Source organism: Pseudomonas sp. B21-041 (assembly GCF_024748675.1).
GTDB lineage: Bacteria > Pseudomonadota > Gammaproteobacteria > Pseudomonadales > Pseudomonadaceae > Aquipseudomonas > Aquipseudomonas neuropathica.
The window spans coordinates 1,156,452-1,172,749 of sequence record NZ_CP087175.1; the positions used below are offsets into that span (position 1 = coordinate 1,156,452).

Genomic DNA, 16,298 nt, shown 5'->3' on the forward strand with positions numbered 1-16,298 from the left:
ATCAATTGGTTAAGGAATGTACGCCGGCCAGTGTAATGCAAGAAACGGGCGCGGCGTAGTGGGAGGGATCAAAGGGCGGCTTTAATCTCGACGCTTAGCGCAAACGTTCGGTCAACCAGGCACCGATGTCGCGAATTTCCTCGGGTAACACTTCGTGCTCCATTGGGTATTCCTGCCATGTCACGGTGACACCATGCTTCACCAAATGCTCATAAGCACTGCGCCCCATCGAGTTTTGCACCACGCCATCGAACTGGCCGTGCAGGCATATCGCGCGAATCCGCTGCTGACTGGCTGACAGCTCCATCTCATCACTGAAGGTCGGCGCATATGTCGACAACGCCAGCACGCCGCCCAATGGCCCCTGCCATTTCATAAATGCAGTGTGCAACACCACCGCGCCACCCTGGGAAAACCCGGCGAGAAAAATTCGCGAGGCGTCTATTCCGCTGGCGCGCTCGTTTTCGATCAATTCAATGATGCGATCCGCCGACGCTTCCAGCTCATCACGATCGATCGCGCGCGCCGGGCTCATGGCTTTGATGTCGTACCAGCTTGGCATGGCATATCCGCCATTTATCGTCACTGGACGAGTTGGCGCCTGTGGCAACACGAAGCGAGTGCTCAGCAGGCTTTCCTGCAATGCCTCGGCCACCGGCAGGAAGTCGTAACGGTCGGCGCCGAGGCCGTGCAGCCAGATCACGCAGGCGTCTGCGGGCTTAACAGGCTGAAGAATCAAGGGCTCGGTCATGTCTGCTCCAAAAATGTGCGGGCGCTCTCATTAAGTGCGTGGTTCGAGTGCGCGTCCGGTTGATCCGTTAAGAAGATGTCGCAAGGTTACAAGTTTTGCTATTGACCTGTCGCCGAATCGATTCGGTGAGCGGTGTGGTACGGGCTTTGCTATGGCTTGAACCGTGCAACCGATCTTGCGTGGGCGGTAACACTATCAGTGTACGACCCGCGACGGGATTGCAAAGAATCCGGTGATGGATGTTCGCCAATGGCCGCTACGGGCTTAGCGAATGTGAAAGGGCTACAGCCCGTTCGGCCGATTGGTGAGAAGTGAGTTGTCCATGATGTGGATTTTCTCCTACTAGACTCATAGCGAAGGTCTTACGTCGGTTGACCCCAAAAAAAGCCAACACGGGTCAACAACGCCTCAAAAGGGTGCGACTGGACTCAAGCTCCGACACAACAAGAGCAAAACTGGAGGTTTGAATGAAGATGTTGAAATCCACTCTGGCGATCGTGACTGCAGCAACAGTTCTCGGCATCAGCGGGTTCGCTCAGGCGGGTGCAACCCTGGATGCCGTGCAGAAGAAAGGTTTCGTGCAGTGTGGCGTGAGCGACGGTCTGCCGGGCTTCTCGGTACCGGACGCAACCGGCAAGATCCTCGGGATCGACGCTGACGTCTGCCGCGCTGTGGCCGCTGCCGTATTCGGCGACGCGACCAAGGTCAAATTCAGTCAGTTGAACGCCAAAGAGCGCTTCACCGCGCTGCAATCGGGCGAGATCGACATCCTGTCGCGCAACACCACCATGACCAGTTCCCGTGACGCGGGCATGGGCCTGAAATTCCCAGGCTTCATTACCTACTACGACGGCATCGGTTTCCTGGTTAACAACAAGCTGGGCGTGAAAAGTGCCAAAGAGCTGGACGGTGCAACCATCTGCATCCAGGCCGGTACCACCACCGAGCTGAACGTTTCCGACTACTTCCGTGGCAACGGTCTGAAATACACCCCGATCACCTTCGACACCTCCGATGAAAGCGCCAAGTCGCTGGAATCCGGTCGTTGCGACGTGCTGACCTCCGACAAGTCCCAACTGTTCGCCCAGCGCTCCAAGCTGGCCTCGCCGAAGGACTACGTGGTTCTGCCGGAAACCATTTCCAAAGAACCGCTGGGCCCGGTCGTACGTAACGGTGATGATGAGTGGCTGGCCATCGTGCGCTGGGTTGGCTACGCGCTGCTCAATGCTGAAGAAGCCGGTATCACTTCGAAGAACGTCGAAGCCGAAGCCAAGTCGACCAAGAACCCGGACGTTGCCCGTATGCTCGGCGCTGACGGCGAGTACGGCAAAGACCTGAAACTGCCGAAAGACTGGGTTGTGCAGATCGTCAAACAAGTCGGCAACTACGGCGAAATCTTCGAGAAAAACCTCGGCAAGAGCACTCCGCTGGAAATTGACCGCGGCTTGAACGCCCTGTGGAACAACGGCGGCATTCAGTACGCACCACCAGTGCGCTAATGGTTCTATCACCCGGCGGGCCAACCGCCGGGTGATGTTCTTGTTCCATTTCTTCCGGGGCACTTCATGCAAAATTCAATCGGCGCACCAAAGCAGAGGCTCAGCCTCAGCGATCCACGAGTGCGTGCGTGGCTATTCCAGATCATCACCGTTGTGGCGGTGGTCTCGCTGGGCTGGTACTTGTTCGACAACACGCAAACCAACCTTCAGCACCGGGGCATTACTTCCGGTTTCGGCTTTCTGGAGCGCAGTGCCGGGTTCGGCATCGCTCAACACCTGATCGACTACACGGAAGCGGACAGCTATGCCCGCGTCTTTGTCATCGGTCTGCTCAACACCCTGTTGGTGACCGTGATCGGCGTGATTCTGGCGACGATCCTCGGTTTCATCATCGGCGTGGCGCGGCTGTCGCAGAACTGGATCATCAGCAAACTGGCGACTGTATATGTGGAAGTGTTCCGCAACATTCCGCCGCTGCTGCAAATCCTGTTCTGGTACTTCGCGGTATTCCTGACCATGCCGGGACCGCGCAACAGTCATAACTTCGGTGACACCTTCTTCGTCAGCAGCCGAGGCCTGAACATGCCGGCCGCGTTGGCCGCTGATGGTTTCTGGGCGTTCGTGATCAGCATCGTGGTGGCCATCGTCGGCATCGTGCTGATGTGCCGCTGGGCCAACAAGCGCTTTGAAGAAACCGGCGTGCCGTTCCACAAGTTCTGGGTGGGCCTGGCGATTCTGCTGGTGATCCCGACATTGTGCGCACTGATCTTCGGCGCTCCGCTGCACTGGGAAATGCCTGAACTCAAAGGCTTTAACTTTGTTGGCGGCTGGGTGCTGATCCCGGAACTGCTCGCCTTGACCCTGGCCCTGACCGTGTACACCGCGGCGTTTATCGCCGAGATCGTGCGTTCGGGCATCAAATCGGTCAGCCATGGCCAGACAGAAGCGGCGCGCTCGCTCGGCCTGCGCAACGGCCCGACGCTGCGCAAGGTGATCATTCCGCAAGCCCTGCGCGTGATCATTCCGCCCCTGACCAGCCAATACCTCAATCTGGCGAAGAACTCCTCGCTGGCGGCCGGTATCGGTTACCCGGAAATGGTGTCGCTGTTCGCCGGCACCGTGCTCAACCAGACCGGTCAAGCCATCGAAGTGATTGCCATCACGATGAGCGTGTACCTGGCGATCAGTATCAGCATCTCTCTGCTGATGAACTGGTACAACAAGCGCATTGCGCTGATCGAGCGGTAAGGAAAAGCGCATGAGTACTCATACTTTCAAACCCGACATGCCCCCACCGAACAGCAGCATCGGCGTGGTGGCGTGGATGCGCGCGAACATGTTCTCCAGCTGGCTCAACACCTTGCTGACGCTGTTTGCGTTCTACCTGATTTATCTCGTGGTGCCTCCGATCCTCAGCTGGGCGATTGTCGATGCCAACTGGGTCGGCACCACCCGCGCCGACTGCACCAAGGAGGGCGCCTGCTGGGTGTTCATTCAGCAGCGTTTCGGCCAGTTCATGTACGGCTACTACCCGACGGAACTGCGCTGGCGTGTCGACCTGACCGTGTGGCTGGCGGTGATCGGCGCGGCACCATTGTTCATCTCGCGTGTGCCGCGTAAAGCGATCTACGGGCTGAGCTTTCTGGTGCTGTATCCGATCATTGCTTTCACCTTGCTGCACGGCGGTTTCGGTCTGACCACCGTGGCAACCAGCCAGTGGGGCGGTCTGATGCTGACCCTGGTGATCGCCACTGTCGGTATCGCCGGTGCGTTGCCGCTGGGGATTGTGCTGGCGCTGGGCCGTCGTTCGAACATGCCGGCGATTCGTGTTGTCTGCGTGACCTTCATTGAGTTCTGGCGCGGCGTGCCGTTGATTACGGTGTTGTTCATGTCCTCGGTGATGCTGCCGTTGTTCCTGCCTGAAGGCATGAATTTCGACAAGCTGCTGCGGGCGCTGATCGGCGTGATCCTGTTCCAGTCGGCCTACGTCGCCGAAGTGGTGCGTGGCGGTCTGCAAGCGATCCCCAAAGGACAGTACGAAGCCGCTGCCGCGATGGGCCTCGGTTATTGGCGTTCGATGGGCCTGGTGATTCTGCCGCAAGCCCTGAAGATGGTGATCCCCGGCATCGTCAACACCTTCATTGCGCTGTTCAAGGACACCAGTCTGGTGATCATCATCGGCCTGTTTGACCTGCTCAACAGCGTCAAACAAGCCGCTGCCGATCCCAAATGGCTGGGCATGGCCACCGAAGGCTACGTGTTCGCCGCCCTGGTGTTCTGGATTTTCTGTTTTGGTATGTCGCGCTATTCCATGCATCTGGAACGCAAGCTCGACACTGGCCACAAGCGTTAGGAGTTCTGTAAATGAGTGAAGCAATCAAAAAGCCTGTAGGTCCTGAAGGCATTATTCAGATGCAGGGCGTCAACAAGTGGTACGGCCAGTTCCACGTGCTCAAAGACATCAACCTCAACGTCAAACAAGGCGAGCGTATCGTCCTGTGCGGGCCGTCGGGTTCCGGTAAGTCGACGACGATTCGTTGCCTCAATCGTCTGGAAGAACACCAGCAGGGCCGCATCGTCGTCGATGGCGTGGAGCTGACCAACGACCTCAAGCAGATCGAAGCGATCCGCCGTGAAGTCGGCATGGTGTTCCAGCACTTCAACCTGTTCCCGCACCTGACCATTTTGCAGAACTGCACCCTAGCGCCGATGTGGGTACGCAAGATGCCCAAGCGCAAGGCCGAAGAAATCGCCATGCACTACCTGGAGCGCGTTCGCATTCCTGAGCAGGCGCACAAGTTTCCGGGGCAACTGTCCGGTGGTCAGCAACAGCGTGTGGCGATCGCCCGCGCGCTGTGCATGAAACCGAAAATCATGCTGTTCGATGAACCGACTTCAGCGCTCGATCCGGAGATGGTGAAAGAGGTTCTGGACACCATGATCGGCCTGGCTGAAGACGGCATGACCATGCTTTGCGTGACTCACGAGATGGGCTTTGCCCGTACTGTGGCCAACCGCGTGATCTTCATGGACAAAGGTGAAATCGTTGAACAGGCGGCGCCGAATGACTTCTTCGATAATCCGCAGAACGAGCGGACGAAGTTGTTCTTGAGTCAGATTTTGCATTGATGGTTTGTGTGTAAATCAAACCCGGCCTTGTGCCGGGTTTGTTTTTTTGTGGGTCAGGATACGGTGAGGGTTTCGTGTTCTTTGTGGACTGTGTGCTTGAAACCTCGCAGGTCTGCGCCTTCTGCCAAGGTTTGAATATCGACAAGCATGTAGGGATGTCGGTCCAGCAGGCGCATGAGCAGCACCAATGCTCTGGGTGGAAGTAATTCACCCCGCTCGTAACGAGAGAACGCGTTATGCCCGCCGCCGGAGAGCAGTTGCACCGTCTCTTTTTGCGTCAGGTGCAATTTGCGTCGAATACGTTTCATCTCGGCACCGATCATTTGTCTGGCGGCGATAACCAGCTCATCGCCTGCTTTCGTATAACGTTCCGCGCTATCGGTATCGTCATCCCACTCGACTTCGCCGCACTGCTGGCATTCCCAGCCAGAAAGATCGGTTACACGGCGCTCCATGCCTTTGACACTCAGGGTCTCGCCTCGCCCCTCGAAATGCCTCATTCCCTCACGGGCACCACAGCTGAAACATTGCCGGGTTTTCATGGGTTTTTCTCCTTGAAGGAGATTACCGGTGCGCCGCCGGCAGGGCGGTATGTCACCTTGATGTAAATCTCCAGATCTTGTGAATGGGTGTGATACACGTCCTGCCAGACTCGATGATCGTCATAGCTGGTCATCGACTTGTACAACATCCTGTTCTGCAGCTCGTAAACGATTTCTTGCATCTCTCTTATGCTAAAGCCGAGAAGATCACCGGATTCTGCAGAGCTTCTGGTAAAGGCCCTTCTTCCAAGCCGCCTGACCTCAGCCTTGATCACCGCCAGCTCATAATGGGGTGTGTTCTTTTCCATAAGAAACCAAAACCCTGTCCCTGAAATTACCCTTAAAGGGTAATTTTCACCAATCGAAAATATCGCTCCATGTGTCTCCGATTGACCCTAGGTGGTTGCCGTCCTACACGGGTCTGACTAACATGTCAGAAAATTCATCCTATGATTGGATGAAAGGGAAAATCCTATGTCAGATATCTCTCCACTCGTTAAGCGATCCCTGGTCGATCAGGCTCTGGATCAGCTTCGTCAGCGCATCAACAGCGGTGCCTGGCAGGTTGGCGAGCGTTTGCCGACCGAACCCGAGCTGTGCGCCGAGCTGGGCATCAGCCGCAACACCGTGCGCGAAGCCATGCGCGTGCTGGCGTTTTCTGGACTGATCGAGATTCGCCAGGGCGATGGCAGTTACTTGCGCGCCGTGGTCGATCCGCTCGATACGCTGAAAGCGTTGTCACGCTGCTCGCTGGATCAGGCACGGGAAACCCGGCACATTCTCGAAGTCGAGGCCATCGGCCTGGCGGCGTTGCGCCGTACCGACGAGGACCTCGTCGCATTGCGTGAAGCGCTCGGCACCAGCGGCAGCCACTACCACGGCGATCTCGACACCTATATCGCCTGCGATCTGGTGTTCCACCGTCGTCTGGTCGATGCCGCGCACAACCCGACCCTCAGCGAGCTTTATCGCTATTTCTCGAGCATCGTCGGTGCGCAATTGCGCCAGACCCTGAATATCGTCCCGCGCCGTCAGGAAGTGTTCGACTTGCATATCGAGTTACTCGATGCGGTCGAGCAACGCGACCCGGAACGGGCCAAAGCTTTGTCGAGGCAGTTGATCAATGAACCTTGAAACCGAGAAATCCATGTCCCGCAGTGAGCTATCCACAACCCCCAAACGCACGGCAGAACTCGAAGAGCTGCTGATCGATGCCGAGGCTGACGACGAGCAAGTGCAACAAAGCCATCCGCTGGTGCGCCGGCCGTGGTTGTTGCTGCTCGGCTTGATTCTGGTCGCGCTGAATTTGCGTCCGGCGCTGTCGAGCATGGCGCCGCTGCTCAGTGATGTGTCGAAGAGCCTCGGTTTGTCGGCGGCTCAGGCCGGTTTGCTGACCACACTGCCAGTGCTGTGCCTGGGATTGTTCGCCCCACTGGCACCGATTCTGGCGCGGCGTTTTGGCGCTGAACGGGTGGTGTTGGGAATTCTACTGACACTGGCCGCCGGGATTATCTTGCGCAGCAACTTCGGCGAGATCGGCCTGTTCGCTGGCAGCGTATTGGGCGGCGCGAGTATCGGCATCATCGGAGTTTTGCTGCCGGGCATCGTCAAGCGCGACTTCGCCAAACACGCCGGCACCATGACCGGCGTGTACACCATGGCGCTGTGTCTGGGCGCGGCGATGGCGGCGGGTTCCAGCGTGCCGCTGAGTGAACATTTCGGTCACAGTTGGGCGATGGGCCTGGGTTTCTGGGTGATTCCGGCGCTGGTTGCAGCAGTGTTCTGGCTGCCGCAAGTCGGGCAGAAACATGGCGCGCACAACGTCGCCTACCGTGTGCGCGGGCTGCTGCGTGATCCGTTGGCCTGGCAGGTGACCTTGTACATGGGCCTGCAATCGTCGCTGGCCTACATTGTGTTCGGCTGGTTGCCGTCGATCCTGATTGGTCGCGGCCTGACGCCGACCCAGGCCGGTCTGGTGTTGTCCGGTTCGGTGATCATCCAGCTCGCCAGTTCGTTGGCTGCGCCGTGGCTGGCGACGCGCGGCAAGGATCAGCGTCTGGCGATCGTCGTGGTCATGGCGCTGACTCTTGGCGGGCTGTTCGGTTGCCTGTACGCGCCGATCGAAGGCCTGTGGGGCTGGGCGATTCTGTTGGGGCTGGGGCAGGGCGGTACGTTCAGTCTGGCGCTGACGTTGATCGTACTGCGTTCGCGTGATTCGCATGTTGCGGCGAATCTGTCGAGCATGTCTCAGGGTTTCGGTTACACGTTGGCGTCGATGGGGCCGTTTGCGGTCGGCGTGGTGCATGACTGGACCGGCGGCTGGAATGCCGTGGGCTGGATCTTCGGCATCATTGGCACCGGTGCGATCATCGCTGGCCTCGGCGCCGGGCGTGCGTTGTACGTGCAAGTGCAAAGCGAAAAAATCTGACGCGGTTCAAACTGTAGGAGTGAGCCTGCTCGCGATAGCTTTATACCAGTCAACGTTGCGCTGACTGACACACCGCTATCGCGAGCAGGCTCACTCCTACATGGGTTTTGTGTACAGCGGGTATTCGGTTTACGAATGCCGATAGTGTTTCTGCGCATTGCAGATTATGGTGCTGGCACTCTGTACCTATTTTGGAGTTTGCCCATGAGCGAAGCCCACGCCGCGTTGATCACCCGCTTCTACCAGGCCTTCCAGCGCCTCGATGCCGAAGCCATGGCCGCCTGCTACACCGACGACGTCGTGTTCAGTGATCCGGCCTTCGGCGAACTGCGCGGGCGCGATGCCGGCGACATGTGGCGCATGCTCACCACCCGCGCCAAAGACTTCTCGCTGACCTTCGACAACGTCCGCGCCGATGAGCGCAGCGGTGGCGCACATTGGGTCGCGACCTACCTGTTCAGCCAGACCGGCAACATTGTCATCAACGATATCCAGGCCCGTTTCGTCTTCCGTGACGGCAAGATCTGCGAGCACCACGATCACTTCGATCTGTGGCGCTGGTCGCGTCAGGCCCTCGGTTTCAAAGGCCTGCTGCTGGGCTGGACGCCACTGGTGCGCAACGCCGTGCGCGCCCAGGCATTGAAGGGACTGAAGGCATTTCAGGCCGGTCGCTGATAAGATCGCCGCCTGTTTTCCTACACGTTCAGATCCCGAAGTGACCAGCCTTAGCGAAAAACCTGTCGACGTCGCCGAACCCGTGAGCAAGTCCTGGTTCGTCTACCTCGTTCGCGCCGCCAATGGCTCGTTGTACTGCGGGATCAGCGACGATCCGGTGCGTCGTTTCGCCAAGCATCAAAGTGGCAAAGGCGCACGGTTCTTCCTCTCCAGCCCGGCGATGGCGCTGGTTTATACCGAACTGTGCCGCGACAAGAGCGATGCGCTGCGCCAGGAACGCTTGATCAAAAAACTCAGGAAGAGCGCCAAGGAATGCCTGGTCGCGTCTTATCAATCTGACTGATTGCAACAAAAGACGAGTTCGAGCGCATCAACAGCATCACAAGCAATGACGTGATCGCTGCGTGGCGAATGAACCCAGCGCTGGGGGGGATGCCAGAGAATGCGGCGGGGTTTGGTGATATCGAGAAGATAGATCGGGTTTATACAAATAATGAGATACGACCGATTAGCCAGTTGTTCAATCAGGTGAACAGATCGCTGCGACATGACAGGGAAATTTATTGGGCATCTTTATAGTAAATCAATTGTATTAATATCATTTTAAATCGCAAAATCAACTAAAGACCTGTCAGGTTTGACAGTGGTTTCGATCTTCTTTTAATGACAGGCTAAAGGCTCCAGTCTTACCAATACTAAGACTTTAATTTAGCTGGCTAGTGTTTAGGAGCTTCAAAATGTCGAAGGCAGCAGAGTTTCCGATCGTGAAAGCTATTGATACCGAGGTGTCCGTTAGGGATAAGTTTGCGAAAGAGTATGGGTTGTCTACTCCAATAGTTGAGGTTCGTCTCGACTGGGCGCGAAACATAGCCACGGTTGTTTATAATGATATTCAGCTTAGCGCGCGTGGCGTTGATGCTTACAGCGCGCCCTCAATAGAAAAAACGACAACTATCAAAAGATGATTGTATTCTTATCTTTTAGTGTTGGTTGGTCGGCGGGTGCAGAGTTTGCATTTATCAATTAGCGTGTGCTGCTGTTTTAAAGGCTTTAGGGGTAAGTTGGCGAGGAGTGGATTTAATGGTGTTGGAATTTAGGTTTTGTCATGTCTGAGTCGGTCTAAATGACGGTGAGCTGCAAAGCCTGTGATGAGAAAGGTCGGATTGTTTCTCGAGAAGAGCTTTCATTGGAGTTCGCTCGACTTTACTGTCAATGCGGCTCGACTGCATGTGGGCATACTTGGGTCACTAATCTTACATTTTTACACACACTCAATCCGCTTGCTCAAGCGGTTGATCGCCTACTGTTCGACCGACTACGAGCTTTACCACGCGAAAAACAACATGATTTATTTGAGTAACTTAGGTCTTTACCATAGTGGCGAGAGTACACCTCTCGCCACTAATTTCATTTACTCAGTGGGCACTAATTTATCCACCACCTGATTGACAGCCATCTCCGCCACCATGACGATTTGCGCTATGCCTTGCAGTGTTTTACGACGTGGGCCTTCTAACTGGCCGGCAAAATCATTGAGCATCACACTCGCCGACCCCAAGGTTTCACACGCGTCGACCAGCAGGGATTCGGCATCCGATTGCGGGTTGGCCATGTAGAGGCGGTTGGGTTGATAGGGCGTCTCCATGATCCGGGCCGTGGGTGGGCCTAAATAATGGTCGAGTGCGCGTTCGGCGGCTTCGTTGAGTTTTTTCGAATCGGGGGATTCGTAGGGGGATGTCGGATCGGTGACGGCTGCCAGGTCTATGGTCGGCGGGTTTGGCGTTATCTTGAACATGGGAGTGTACCTCGATGAGGCCGTAACCTTCCCGCCGCTAAGCGAAAGGGTGGCGGCTATGCGCAAGTTAGCGGACCGGTCACTCCGAAACCCGGCGCACCCGAGGGTGCCATGCGCACAGCCACCATCAAGCGCAGGCGAATGCCTGACGGGATGATACTTGTGCAACCGGAAGTGAACGAAACCAAGCCGCTAAGCTCGATCACTGGAAATCAGTGACGGTTCCAAGTTACGCAGCCAGTCCAAGGCGCACAAGCCGGCGGATTCTGGCGCACGCGTAGGCAGTGGCGCAAGAATTTGTGGGCCTTTGCGCGTAACACTGAGTGTCTTTAAACGGATGTGGAAAATTGCGTGTAATTACCGAAGAGTTCCATGACTTTATCAGTCGGACAGTGCGTTAACGCCATATCTGGATGACGCGATCACTGCAGCACTCTTATCAATCTGACTGATCAGTTCCCATCAGGCAGATCTGTAGGCTGCTAAGCAAATGCGCGCTAAGCTGCCAGCTCACTATCTGAGCGGCGGAGCCGAGCATGTCCGAGTTGATTCTGCATCATTACCCGACCTCCCCATTTGCCGAGAAGGCCCGTCTGCTGCTGGGCTTCAAAGGCTTGTCGTGGCGCTCGGTGCATATCTCGCCGGTGATGCCGAAACCGGATCTGACCGCCCTGACCGGCGGCTATCGCAAGACCCCGGTGTTGCAGATTGGCGCTGACATCTACTGCGACACGTCGTTGATCGCTCGTCGTCTCGAGCAAGAGAAGGCTTTGCCAGCGTTCTTCCCCGAAGGTCAGGAGTTCACCACCGCCAGTTTCGCCACATGGGCTGACTCGGTAGTGTTCCAGCATGCGGTGAGTCTGGTGTTCCAGCCGGAATCTGTGGCCGTGCGTTTTGCCAAGTTGCCGCCGGAAGCGATCAAAGCGTTTATTGCCGACCGCGCCGGTTTGTTCTCGGGCGGCAGTGCCACACGTCTGTCCGCCGAACAAGCCAAGCATCAATGGCCGACGATCATGGCGCGGCTGGAGCAGCAGTTGCAGCGCGAGCAAGGCGACTTTCTGTTCGGCGAACCGTCGATTGCCGACTTTGCGTTGGCGCATCCCATGTGGTTCCTCAAGGCGACGCATGTGACGGCGCCGCTGGTGGATGAGTATCCGGCGGTTTCGGCGTGGCTGAGTCGAGTGCTGGGCTTTGGTCATGGCGCGGCGAGTGCGATGACCTCCGAGGAGGCGCTTGAGATTGCACGCAACGCGACACCGGCGGCATTGCCGGATGAGCAGTTTGTTGATCCGAACGGCTACAAGGCTGGGCAGCAGGTGGCGATCGCCGCGACGGATTACGGGGTTGATCCGGTGGTCGGTGAGTTGCTGTTTGCCGGTAGCGAGGAGTTGATCATTCGTCGTGAAGACGAGCGTGGCGGTGTGGTGCATGTGCACTTCCCGCGCTTTGGTTTCCGCATCGAAGCCCGCTGATCTCTCAAGTCTGATGCAAAACTTTGTAGGAGTGAGCCTGCTCGCGATAGCGTTGTGTCAATCGGCGGATTTATCGACTGACACACCGCTATCGCGAGCAGGCTCACTCCTACAGGTTATTTCAGGGCGGCGAGGATTTCGTCCGGGTCGAACCCGCGAATCAACGTACCGTTAACGTCGATCAACGGAATCCCGCGTCCACCCAATGCCTCATACGCCTTGCGCGCCTCGGCATCCTTCTCGATATCGAACTCCTTGAAGGGAATGCCCTTACTGTCGAGAAAGCGTTTGGTCTGCTTGCAGTAGCCGCACCAGTCGGTGGCGTAGAGCACGACGCTGGCCTGTGCGCGCGTCTGCTCTGCAACCATTTGCGACGGGTTGAACACCCGCTCGATCTTGCCCCAGTTCTGATAGACGACCACCACCAGCAGAACCAGTGCAACCTTCTTCAGCACATTGCCGAGCATCAGTTACGCCGCTTCAACTGATCGGTCAGCGACGTCGGCAGGCCTTTGATCACCAGCGTGCCAGCCTCTTCGTCGTATTCGATCTTCGAACCCAGCAGGTGTGCTTCAAAGCTGATCGACAGGCCTTCGGCGCGGCCGGTGAAACGGCGGAATTGATTCAGGGTGCGTTTGTCCGCCGGAATCTCTGGCGACAGGCCGTAGTCCTTGTTGCGAATGTGATCATAGAAGGCTTTCGGGCGCTCTTCGTCGATCAGCTCCGACAGCTCTTCCAGACCCATCGGTTCGCCGAGTTTGGCCTGACTGCTGGCGTAATCGACCAGGGTCTTGGTCTTCTCGCGGGCGGAGTCTTCCGGCAGGTCTTCGCTTTCGACGAAGTCACTGAAAGCCTTGAGCAGCGTGCGGGTCTCGCCCGGGCCATCGACGCCTTCCTGGCAACCGATGAAGTCGCGGAAGTACTCGGAGACCTTTTTGCCGTTCTTGCCTTTAATGAACGAGATGTATTGCTTGGACTGCTTGTTGTTCTGCCACTCGGAAACGTTGATCCGCGCCGCCAGGTGTAACTGGCCGAGGTCGAGGTGGCGCGAAGGGGTCACGTCCAGCTCATCGGTCACCGCCACGCCTTCGCTGTGGTGGAGCAGGGCGATGGCCAGGTAATCGGTCATGCCTTGCTGATAGTGGGCGAACAACACGTGACCGCCGACCGACAGGTTCGACTCTTCCATCAGCTTCTGCAGGTGCTCGACCGCGACTTTGCTGAATGCGGTGAAGTCCTTGCTGCCTTCCATGTATTCCTTCAGCCAGCCGCTGAACGGGAACGCGCCGGACTCCGGATGGAACAGGCCCCAGGCTTTGCCCTGTTTGGCGTTATAGCTCTCGTTGAGGTCGGCGAGCATGTTCTCGATGGCTGCAGACTCGGCCAGTTCCGTGTCACGGGCGTGCAGAACTGCGGGCGTGCCGTCGGGTTTTTTGTCGATCAGGTGGACGATGCAATGACGGATCGGCATGGGCTTCTCGGCTGTAGGAAGGGAGGAGGGCAGGCTCCCCCGAAAAAGCGCTAAGTGTACCGCAACCACTGGTTTTGGCGCGGGTTGTAGGGCAAAACCGGGGCGCGCACTGACGCATATGCAGTTTTTTACCGATTTAGCGCAATAAAGCTGACCAAATGGGTAGCTAGAGGCGGATATTTCCCCGTCTCTGTGCTAGTTTTGCCCGGTCTTACGCGAAGTCACTGCGTTAAGCGTGCAATCAGCATTTGTCAGGTCGAACCAAACCCTGATTTCGGTATCTATAACCCGACTCGTCGTGGTTATCGCCGAGGGTGCCAGATCCAGAAGATCGGGCTCGATGGCTGACACTGCACTCTGCAATCCATATGAATTTGATAGGGAAGGAACACTACATGGCTCTTACTAAAGACCAACTGATCGCCGACATCGCTGAAGCTATCGACGCGCCGAAAACCACCGCGCGTAACGCTCTGGACCAACTGGGCCAAATCGTTGCTGATCAGCTGGAAAACGGCGGCGAAATCACCTTGCCAGGTATCGGCAAGCTGAAAGTGACCGAGCGTCCTGCCCGCACTGGCCGTAACCCTTCGACTGGCGCTGCCATCGAAATCCCTGCTAAGAAAGTGATCAAGCTGGTTGTGGCCAAAGGCCTGACCGACGCTGTGAACAAGTAAGACGCAGCAATAAAAAACCGTGCACCGGAGTGATCCGGGCACGGTTTTTTTGTGCCTGCGATTTAGCAAGGCGTTACTCCGCCTGTAGGAGCTGTCGAGTGAAACGAGGCTGCGATCTTTTGATCTTGTTCTTCAGGATCAAGATCAAAAGATCGCAGCGTGCCGCAGCTCCTACAAGGGCATCTGCGCAGCTATCAGCGAACCCAGCGCTCGCGACGCCAGATCTGCTGTTCGGACTTGGTCTGGAACGTCCAGGCGACGAAACGGCTCTGTTTCTGGCCTTGAGACATTTCCACGACCTGGCTTTCCAGCACCCCGGCTTTTTTCAGTGCGGTTTCGATGGCCGGCAAGTTCGAAGCTTTCGAGACCAGCGTGCTGAACCACAACACTTTATGCTGGAAGTTGGCGCTCTCGGCGATCAGTTGCGTCACGAAACGCGCTTCACCGCCTTCACACCACAACTCCGCCGACTGACCGCCGAAGTTCAGCACCGGCAGTTTGCGTTTCGGATCGGCCTTGCCCAGTGCGCGCCATTTACGCTCGCTGCCCTTGGTCGCTTCGTCCATCGAGGCGTGGAACGGCGGGTTGCACATGGTCAGGTCAAAGCGCTCGCCCGGCTCCAGCAAGCCAATCAGGATGTGCTTGCGGTTTTCCTGCTGGCGCAACTGGATGACTTTGTTCAGATCGTTGGACTGAACGATGGCTCGGGCAGCAGCCACGGCCGTCGGGTCGATTTCCGAACCAAGGAAGTGCCAGCGGTATTCGCTGTTACCGATCAGCGGATACACGCAGTTGGCGCCCATGCCGATGTCCAGCACGTTGACGATCGCGCCGCGCGGGACCTTGCCGTCGTTCATGCTCGCCAGCAAATCGGCGAGGAAGTGCACGTAATCGGCACGGCCCGGAACTGGCGGGCAGAGGTAGTCTGCCGGGATGTCCCAATGCTGGATGCCATAGAACGACTTGAGCAGCGCCCGGTTGAAAACGCGCACCGCATCGGGGCTGGCGAAGTCGATGCTTTCCTTGCCGTACGGGTTAGTGATCACGAACTTCGCCAGTTCCGGCGTGGTCTTGATCAGCGCCGGGAAGTCGTAACGACCCTGATGGCGATTGCGCGGGTGCAGGCTGGCCTTTTCACGCGGCTCAACGGTCTTGGCCGGGGTCGCGGTGTCAGGCTTCTTGCGCGCAGGTTTGGGTGTGCGGGGGGCGTTCATGGGCGTGGTCGATTCGGGTATGGCTGAAAGTGGCGGGTATTGTCCCACATATAAACCGCACGCGACCAAACGGGTGTATTTGCAGGGTAAATGAAATTCTTTATTCCAAATTTGTCTTGATAACCTGTCAGATTTGACAGTTGGCAGCGGCTGCATTTTTGATTTTACTTGGTTAGACGCCTTGTAAAGGTTCAGGGCTCTTTCTGAGAGTGATGATAATGATTGAATTGACTGCTGCCACCTTTCCCAGTGCTAACCATGGATTCATCGCATGTTCCAGTAATCCCAGTCCTGTCAACGGTGTTCCTGTTCGTATAATGATTCAACCGGGCATGATGGCTGGGGATCGGATTGAGTTAAAAACGCAAGGCTATTCGACGGCCAACGGAATGGATCCTGTTCCCGGCACAGAAACCACGGTTGTTTACACCTTGGGTTCTATTGGTGGAGAGTCGTTCGTGGAACTGAATGTAGGCCCCTACGCAACGGCGATCAAACCCATTCGGAGCGGATCGCTAGGCGCTCAGTATTCAGTCGAGCGTAATGGAGTGGATATTGGGGAGTCGAAAAGAGCGCTAGTGAAAATCGACTTGAATCTTCCAGGTGGCGGGACATGTCCTGAGTAACTGGCGGGCACAAAAAAGG

Annotated in this window: 20 protein-coding genes and 1 pseudogene; 14 read left to right on the plus strand and 7 right to left on the minus strand. The window is 56.9% G+C overall.

Annotation, left to right across the window (positions count from 1 at the left end; genetic code table 11):
- Nucleotides 1-94: 94 nt before the first annotated feature.
- Nucleotides 95-751, minus strand: a complete 657-nt coding sequence (locus LOY43_RS04975) for an alpha/beta hydrolase (protein WP_258709288.1) — start codon at nucleotides 749-751, stop codon at nucleotides 95-97.
- Between the two features lie 467 nt (nucleotides 752-1,218).
- Between LOY43_RS04975 and LOY43_RS04980 the strand changes: the two genes are divergently transcribed.
- The 4 genes from LOY43_RS04980 (at nucleotide 1,219) to LOY43_RS04995 (ending at nucleotide 5,379) form a co-directional block, all read left to right on the plus strand.
- The gene (locus LOY43_RS04980; protein ID WP_258709289.1) at nucleotides 1,219-2,250 is read left to right on the plus strand and encodes an amino acid ABC transporter substrate-binding protein; all 1,032 of its coding nucleotides are present in this window, start codon (nucleotides 1,219-1,221) and stop codon (nucleotides 2,248-2,250) included.
- 66 nt (nucleotides 2,251-2,316) lie between these two features.
- Nucleotides 2,317-3,498, plus strand: coding sequence for an amino acid ABC transporter permease (locus LOY43_RS04985; RefSeq protein ID WP_095050967.1), 1,182 nt, complete (start codon nucleotides 2,317-2,319; stop codon nucleotides 3,496-3,498).
- A gap of 10 nt (nucleotides 3,499-3,508) precedes the next feature.
- Nucleotides 3,509-4,603: an amino acid ABC transporter permease gene (locus LOY43_RS04990; protein ID WP_095050966.1), complete on the plus strand. Its 1,095-nt coding sequence runs from the start codon at nucleotides 3,509-3,511 to the stop codon at nucleotides 4,601-4,603.
- A gap of 11 nt (nucleotides 4,604-4,614) precedes the next feature.
- Nucleotides 4,615-5,379, plus strand: coding sequence for an amino acid ABC transporter ATP-binding protein (locus LOY43_RS04995; RefSeq protein ID WP_008080191.1), 765 nt, complete (start codon nucleotides 4,615-4,617; stop codon nucleotides 5,377-5,379).
- A gap of 53 nt (nucleotides 5,380-5,432) precedes the next feature.
- Here the strand turns inward: LOY43_RS04995 and LOY43_RS05000 are convergent, their stop codons facing one another.
- Together LOY43_RS05000 and LOY43_RS05005 are read right to left on the minus strand one after the other, a co-directional pair.
- Nucleotides 5,433-5,921, minus strand: a complete 489-nt coding sequence (locus tag LOY43_RS05000) for a type II toxin-antitoxin system MqsA family antitoxin (protein WP_095050965.1) — start codon at nucleotides 5,919-5,921, stop codon at nucleotides 5,433-5,435.
- Nucleotides 5,918-6,229 (minus strand): type II toxin-antitoxin system MqsR family toxin, encoded by a 312-nt coding sequence (locus tag LOY43_RS05005; protein ID WP_099758064.1) that lies wholly within the window; start codon nucleotides 6,227-6,229, stop codon nucleotides 5,918-5,920. The genes LOY43_RS05000 and LOY43_RS05005 overlap by 4 nt, the downstream gene beginning before the upstream one ends.
- 166 nt (nucleotides 6,230-6,395) lie before the next feature.
- Here LOY43_RS05005 and LOY43_RS05010 point away from each other — a divergent pair, with 166 nt between their 5' ends.
- The 7 genes and pseudogenes from LOY43_RS05010 (at nucleotide 6,396) to LOY43_RS05040 (ending at nucleotide 10,384) form a co-directional block, all read left to right on the plus strand.
- Entirely contained in the window at nucleotides 6,396-7,055 is a 660-nt protein-coding gene (locus LOY43_RS05010) for a FadR/GntR family transcriptional regulator (RefSeq protein WP_095050963.1), read from the plus strand.
- Nucleotides 7,045-8,349 carry a CynX/NimT family MFS transporter gene (locus tag LOY43_RS05015; protein ID WP_258709290.1) on the plus strand — a complete coding sequence of 435 codons (1,305 nt, stop codon included), beginning with the start codon at nucleotides 7,045-7,047 and terminating at the stop codon, nucleotides 8,347-8,349. Before LOY43_RS05010 ends, LOY43_RS05015 begins: the two co-directional genes overlap by 11 nt.
- 204 nt (nucleotides 8,350-8,553) lie before the next feature.
- Entirely contained in the window at nucleotides 8,554-9,024 is a 471-nt protein-coding gene (locus LOY43_RS05020; protein WP_077571232.1) for a nuclear transport factor 2 family protein, read from the plus strand.
- Between the two features lie 40 nt (nucleotides 9,025-9,064).
- On the plus strand, nucleotides 9,065-9,367 hold the full coding sequence (locus LOY43_RS05025; RefSeq protein ID WP_095050962.1) for a GIY-YIG nuclease family protein: 303 nt from the start codon (nucleotides 9,065-9,067) through the stop codon (nucleotides 9,365-9,367).
- Nucleotides 9,368-9,375: 8 nt separating this feature from the next.
- Nucleotides 9,376-9,603: pseudogene (locus tag LOY43_RS05030) on the plus strand (phage portal protein); the annotation flags it as partial.
- Between the two features lie 158 nt (nucleotides 9,604-9,761).
- On the plus strand, nucleotides 9,762-9,989 hold the full coding sequence (locus LOY43_RS05035; protein WP_258709291.1) for a hypothetical protein: 228 nt from the start codon (nucleotides 9,762-9,764) through the stop codon (nucleotides 9,987-9,989).
- 158 nt (nucleotides 9,990-10,147) lie between these two features.
- The gene (locus LOY43_RS05040; protein ID WP_095050960.1) at nucleotides 10,148-10,384 is read left to right on the plus strand and encodes an ogr/Delta-like zinc finger family protein; all 237 of its coding nucleotides are present in this window, start codon (nucleotides 10,148-10,150) and stop codon (nucleotides 10,382-10,384) included.
- 51 nt (nucleotides 10,385-10,435) lie between these two features.
- Here LOY43_RS05040 and LOY43_RS05045 read toward each other — a convergent pair whose 3' ends face one another.
- Entirely contained in the window at nucleotides 10,436-10,819 is a 384-nt protein-coding gene (locus tag LOY43_RS05045) for a DUF6124 family protein (protein ID WP_095050959.1), read from the minus strand.
- 536 nt (nucleotides 10,820-11,355) lie between these two features.
- Between LOY43_RS05045 and LOY43_RS05050 the strand changes: the two genes are divergently transcribed.
- On the plus strand, nucleotides 11,356-12,291 hold the full coding sequence (locus LOY43_RS05050) for a glutathione S-transferase family protein (RefSeq protein WP_258709292.1): 936 nt from the start codon (nucleotides 11,356-11,358) through the stop codon (nucleotides 12,289-12,291).
- Between the two features lie 116 nt (nucleotides 12,292-12,407).
- On the opposite strand, the gene LOY43_RS05055 is transcribed toward LOY43_RS05050, so the two are convergent.
- On the minus strand, nucleotides 12,408-12,758 hold the full coding sequence (locus LOY43_RS05055; protein WP_108226232.1) for a glutaredoxin family protein: 351 nt from the start codon (nucleotides 12,756-12,758) through the stop codon (nucleotides 12,408-12,410).
- Nucleotides 12,758-13,762, minus strand: coding sequence for a nucleoid-associated protein YejK (gene yejK / locus LOY43_RS05060; RefSeq protein ID WP_095050956.1), 1,005 nt, complete (start codon nucleotides 13,760-13,762; stop codon nucleotides 12,758-12,760). Before yejK ends, LOY43_RS05055 begins: the two co-directional genes overlap by 1 nt.
- A 395-nt stretch (nucleotides 13,763-14,157) precedes the next feature.
- Between yejK and LOY43_RS05065 the strand changes: the two genes are divergently transcribed.
- A complete protein-coding gene (locus LOY43_RS05065; RefSeq protein ID WP_003221909.1) occupies nucleotides 14,158-14,439 on the plus strand; it encodes an HU family DNA-binding protein in 282 nt (93 codons plus the stop codon).
- A 194-nt stretch (nucleotides 14,440-14,633) separates the two neighbouring features.
- On the opposite strand, the gene rlmF is transcribed toward LOY43_RS05065, so the two are convergent.
- Nucleotides 14,634-15,653 carry a 23S rRNA (adenine(1618)-N(6))-methyltransferase RlmF gene (gene rlmF, locus LOY43_RS05070; protein ID WP_093436942.1) on the minus strand — a complete coding sequence of 340 codons (1,020 nt, stop codon included), beginning with the start codon at nucleotides 15,651-15,653 and terminating at the stop codon, nucleotides 14,634-14,636.
- Nucleotides 15,654-15,871: 218 nt separating this feature from the next.
- Here rlmF and LOY43_RS05075 point away from each other — a divergent pair, with 218 nt between their 5' ends.
- Nucleotides 15,872-16,279 (plus strand): hypothetical protein, encoded by a 408-nt coding sequence (locus LOY43_RS05075; RefSeq protein ID WP_220558054.1) that lies wholly within the window; start codon nucleotides 15,872-15,874, stop codon nucleotides 16,277-16,279.
- Nucleotides 16,280-16,298: the final 19 nt, after the last annotated feature.

Bases quoted from the DNA above. Each gene is read 5' to 3' on its own strand.
- LOY43_RS04975 (WP_258709288.1), bottom strand. From the start codon at position 751: ATGACCGAGCCCTTGATTCTTCAGCCTGTTAAGCCCGCAGACGCCTGC.
- LOY43_RS04980 (WP_258709289.1), top strand. From the start codon at position 1,219: ATGAAGATGTTGAAATCCACTCTGGCGATCGTGACTGCAGCAACAGTT.
- LOY43_RS04985 (WP_095050967.1), top strand. From the start codon at position 2,317: ATGCAAAATTCAATCGGCGCACCAAAGCAGAGGCTCAGCCTCAGCGAT.
- LOY43_RS04990 (WP_095050966.1), top strand. From the start codon at position 3,509: ATGAGTACTCATACTTTCAAACCCGACATGCCCCCACCGAACAGCAGC.
- LOY43_RS04995 (WP_008080191.1), top strand. From the start codon at position 4,615: ATGAGTGAAGCAATCAAAAAGCCTGTAGGTCCTGAAGGCATTATTCAG.
- LOY43_RS05000 (WP_095050965.1), bottom strand. From the start codon at position 5,921: ATGAAAACCCGGCAATGTTTCAGCTGTGGTGCCCGTGAGGGAATGAGG.
- LOY43_RS05005 (WP_099758064.1), bottom strand. From the start codon at position 6,229: ATGGAAAAGAACACACCCCATTATGAGCTGGCGGTGATCAAGGCTGAG.
- LOY43_RS05010 (WP_095050963.1), top strand. From the start codon at position 6,396: ATGTCAGATATCTCTCCACTCGTTAAGCGATCCCTGGTCGATCAGGCT.
- LOY43_RS05015 (WP_258709290.1), top strand. From the start codon at position 7,045: ATGAACCTTGAAACCGAGAAATCCATGTCCCGCAGTGAGCTATCCACA.
- LOY43_RS05020 (WP_077571232.1), top strand. From the start codon at position 8,554: ATGAGCGAAGCCCACGCCGCGTTGATCACCCGCTTCTACCAGGCCTTC.
- LOY43_RS05035 (WP_258709291.1), top strand. From the start codon at position 9,762: ATGTCGAAGGCAGCAGAGTTTCCGATCGTGAAAGCTATTGATACCGAG.
- LOY43_RS05040 (WP_095050960.1), top strand. From the start codon at position 10,148: ATGACGGTGAGCTGCAAAGCCTGTGATGAGAAAGGTCGGATTGTTTCT.
- LOY43_RS05045 (WP_095050959.1), bottom strand. From the start codon at position 10,819: ATGTTCAAGATAACGCCAAACCCGCCGACCATAGACCTGGCAGCCGTC.
- LOY43_RS05050 (WP_258709292.1), top strand. From the start codon at position 11,356: ATGTCCGAGTTGATTCTGCATCATTACCCGACCTCCCCATTTGCCGAG.
- LOY43_RS05055 (WP_108226232.1), bottom strand. From the start codon at position 12,758: ATGCTCGGCAATGTGCTGAAGAAGGTTGCACTGGTTCTGCTGGTGGTG.
- yejK (WP_095050956.1), bottom strand. From the start codon at position 13,762: ATGCCGATCCGTCATTGCATCGTCCACCTGATCGACAAAAAACCCGAC.
- LOY43_RS05065 (WP_003221909.1), top strand. From the start codon at position 14,158: ATGGCTCTTACTAAAGACCAACTGATCGCCGACATCGCTGAAGCTATC.
- rlmF (WP_093436942.1), bottom strand. From the start codon at position 15,653: ATGAACGCCCCCCGCACACCCAAACCTGCGCGCAAGAAGCCTGACACC.
- LOY43_RS05075 (WP_220558054.1), top strand. From the start codon at position 15,872: ATGATTGAATTGACTGCTGCCACCTTTCCCAGTGCTAACCATGGATTC.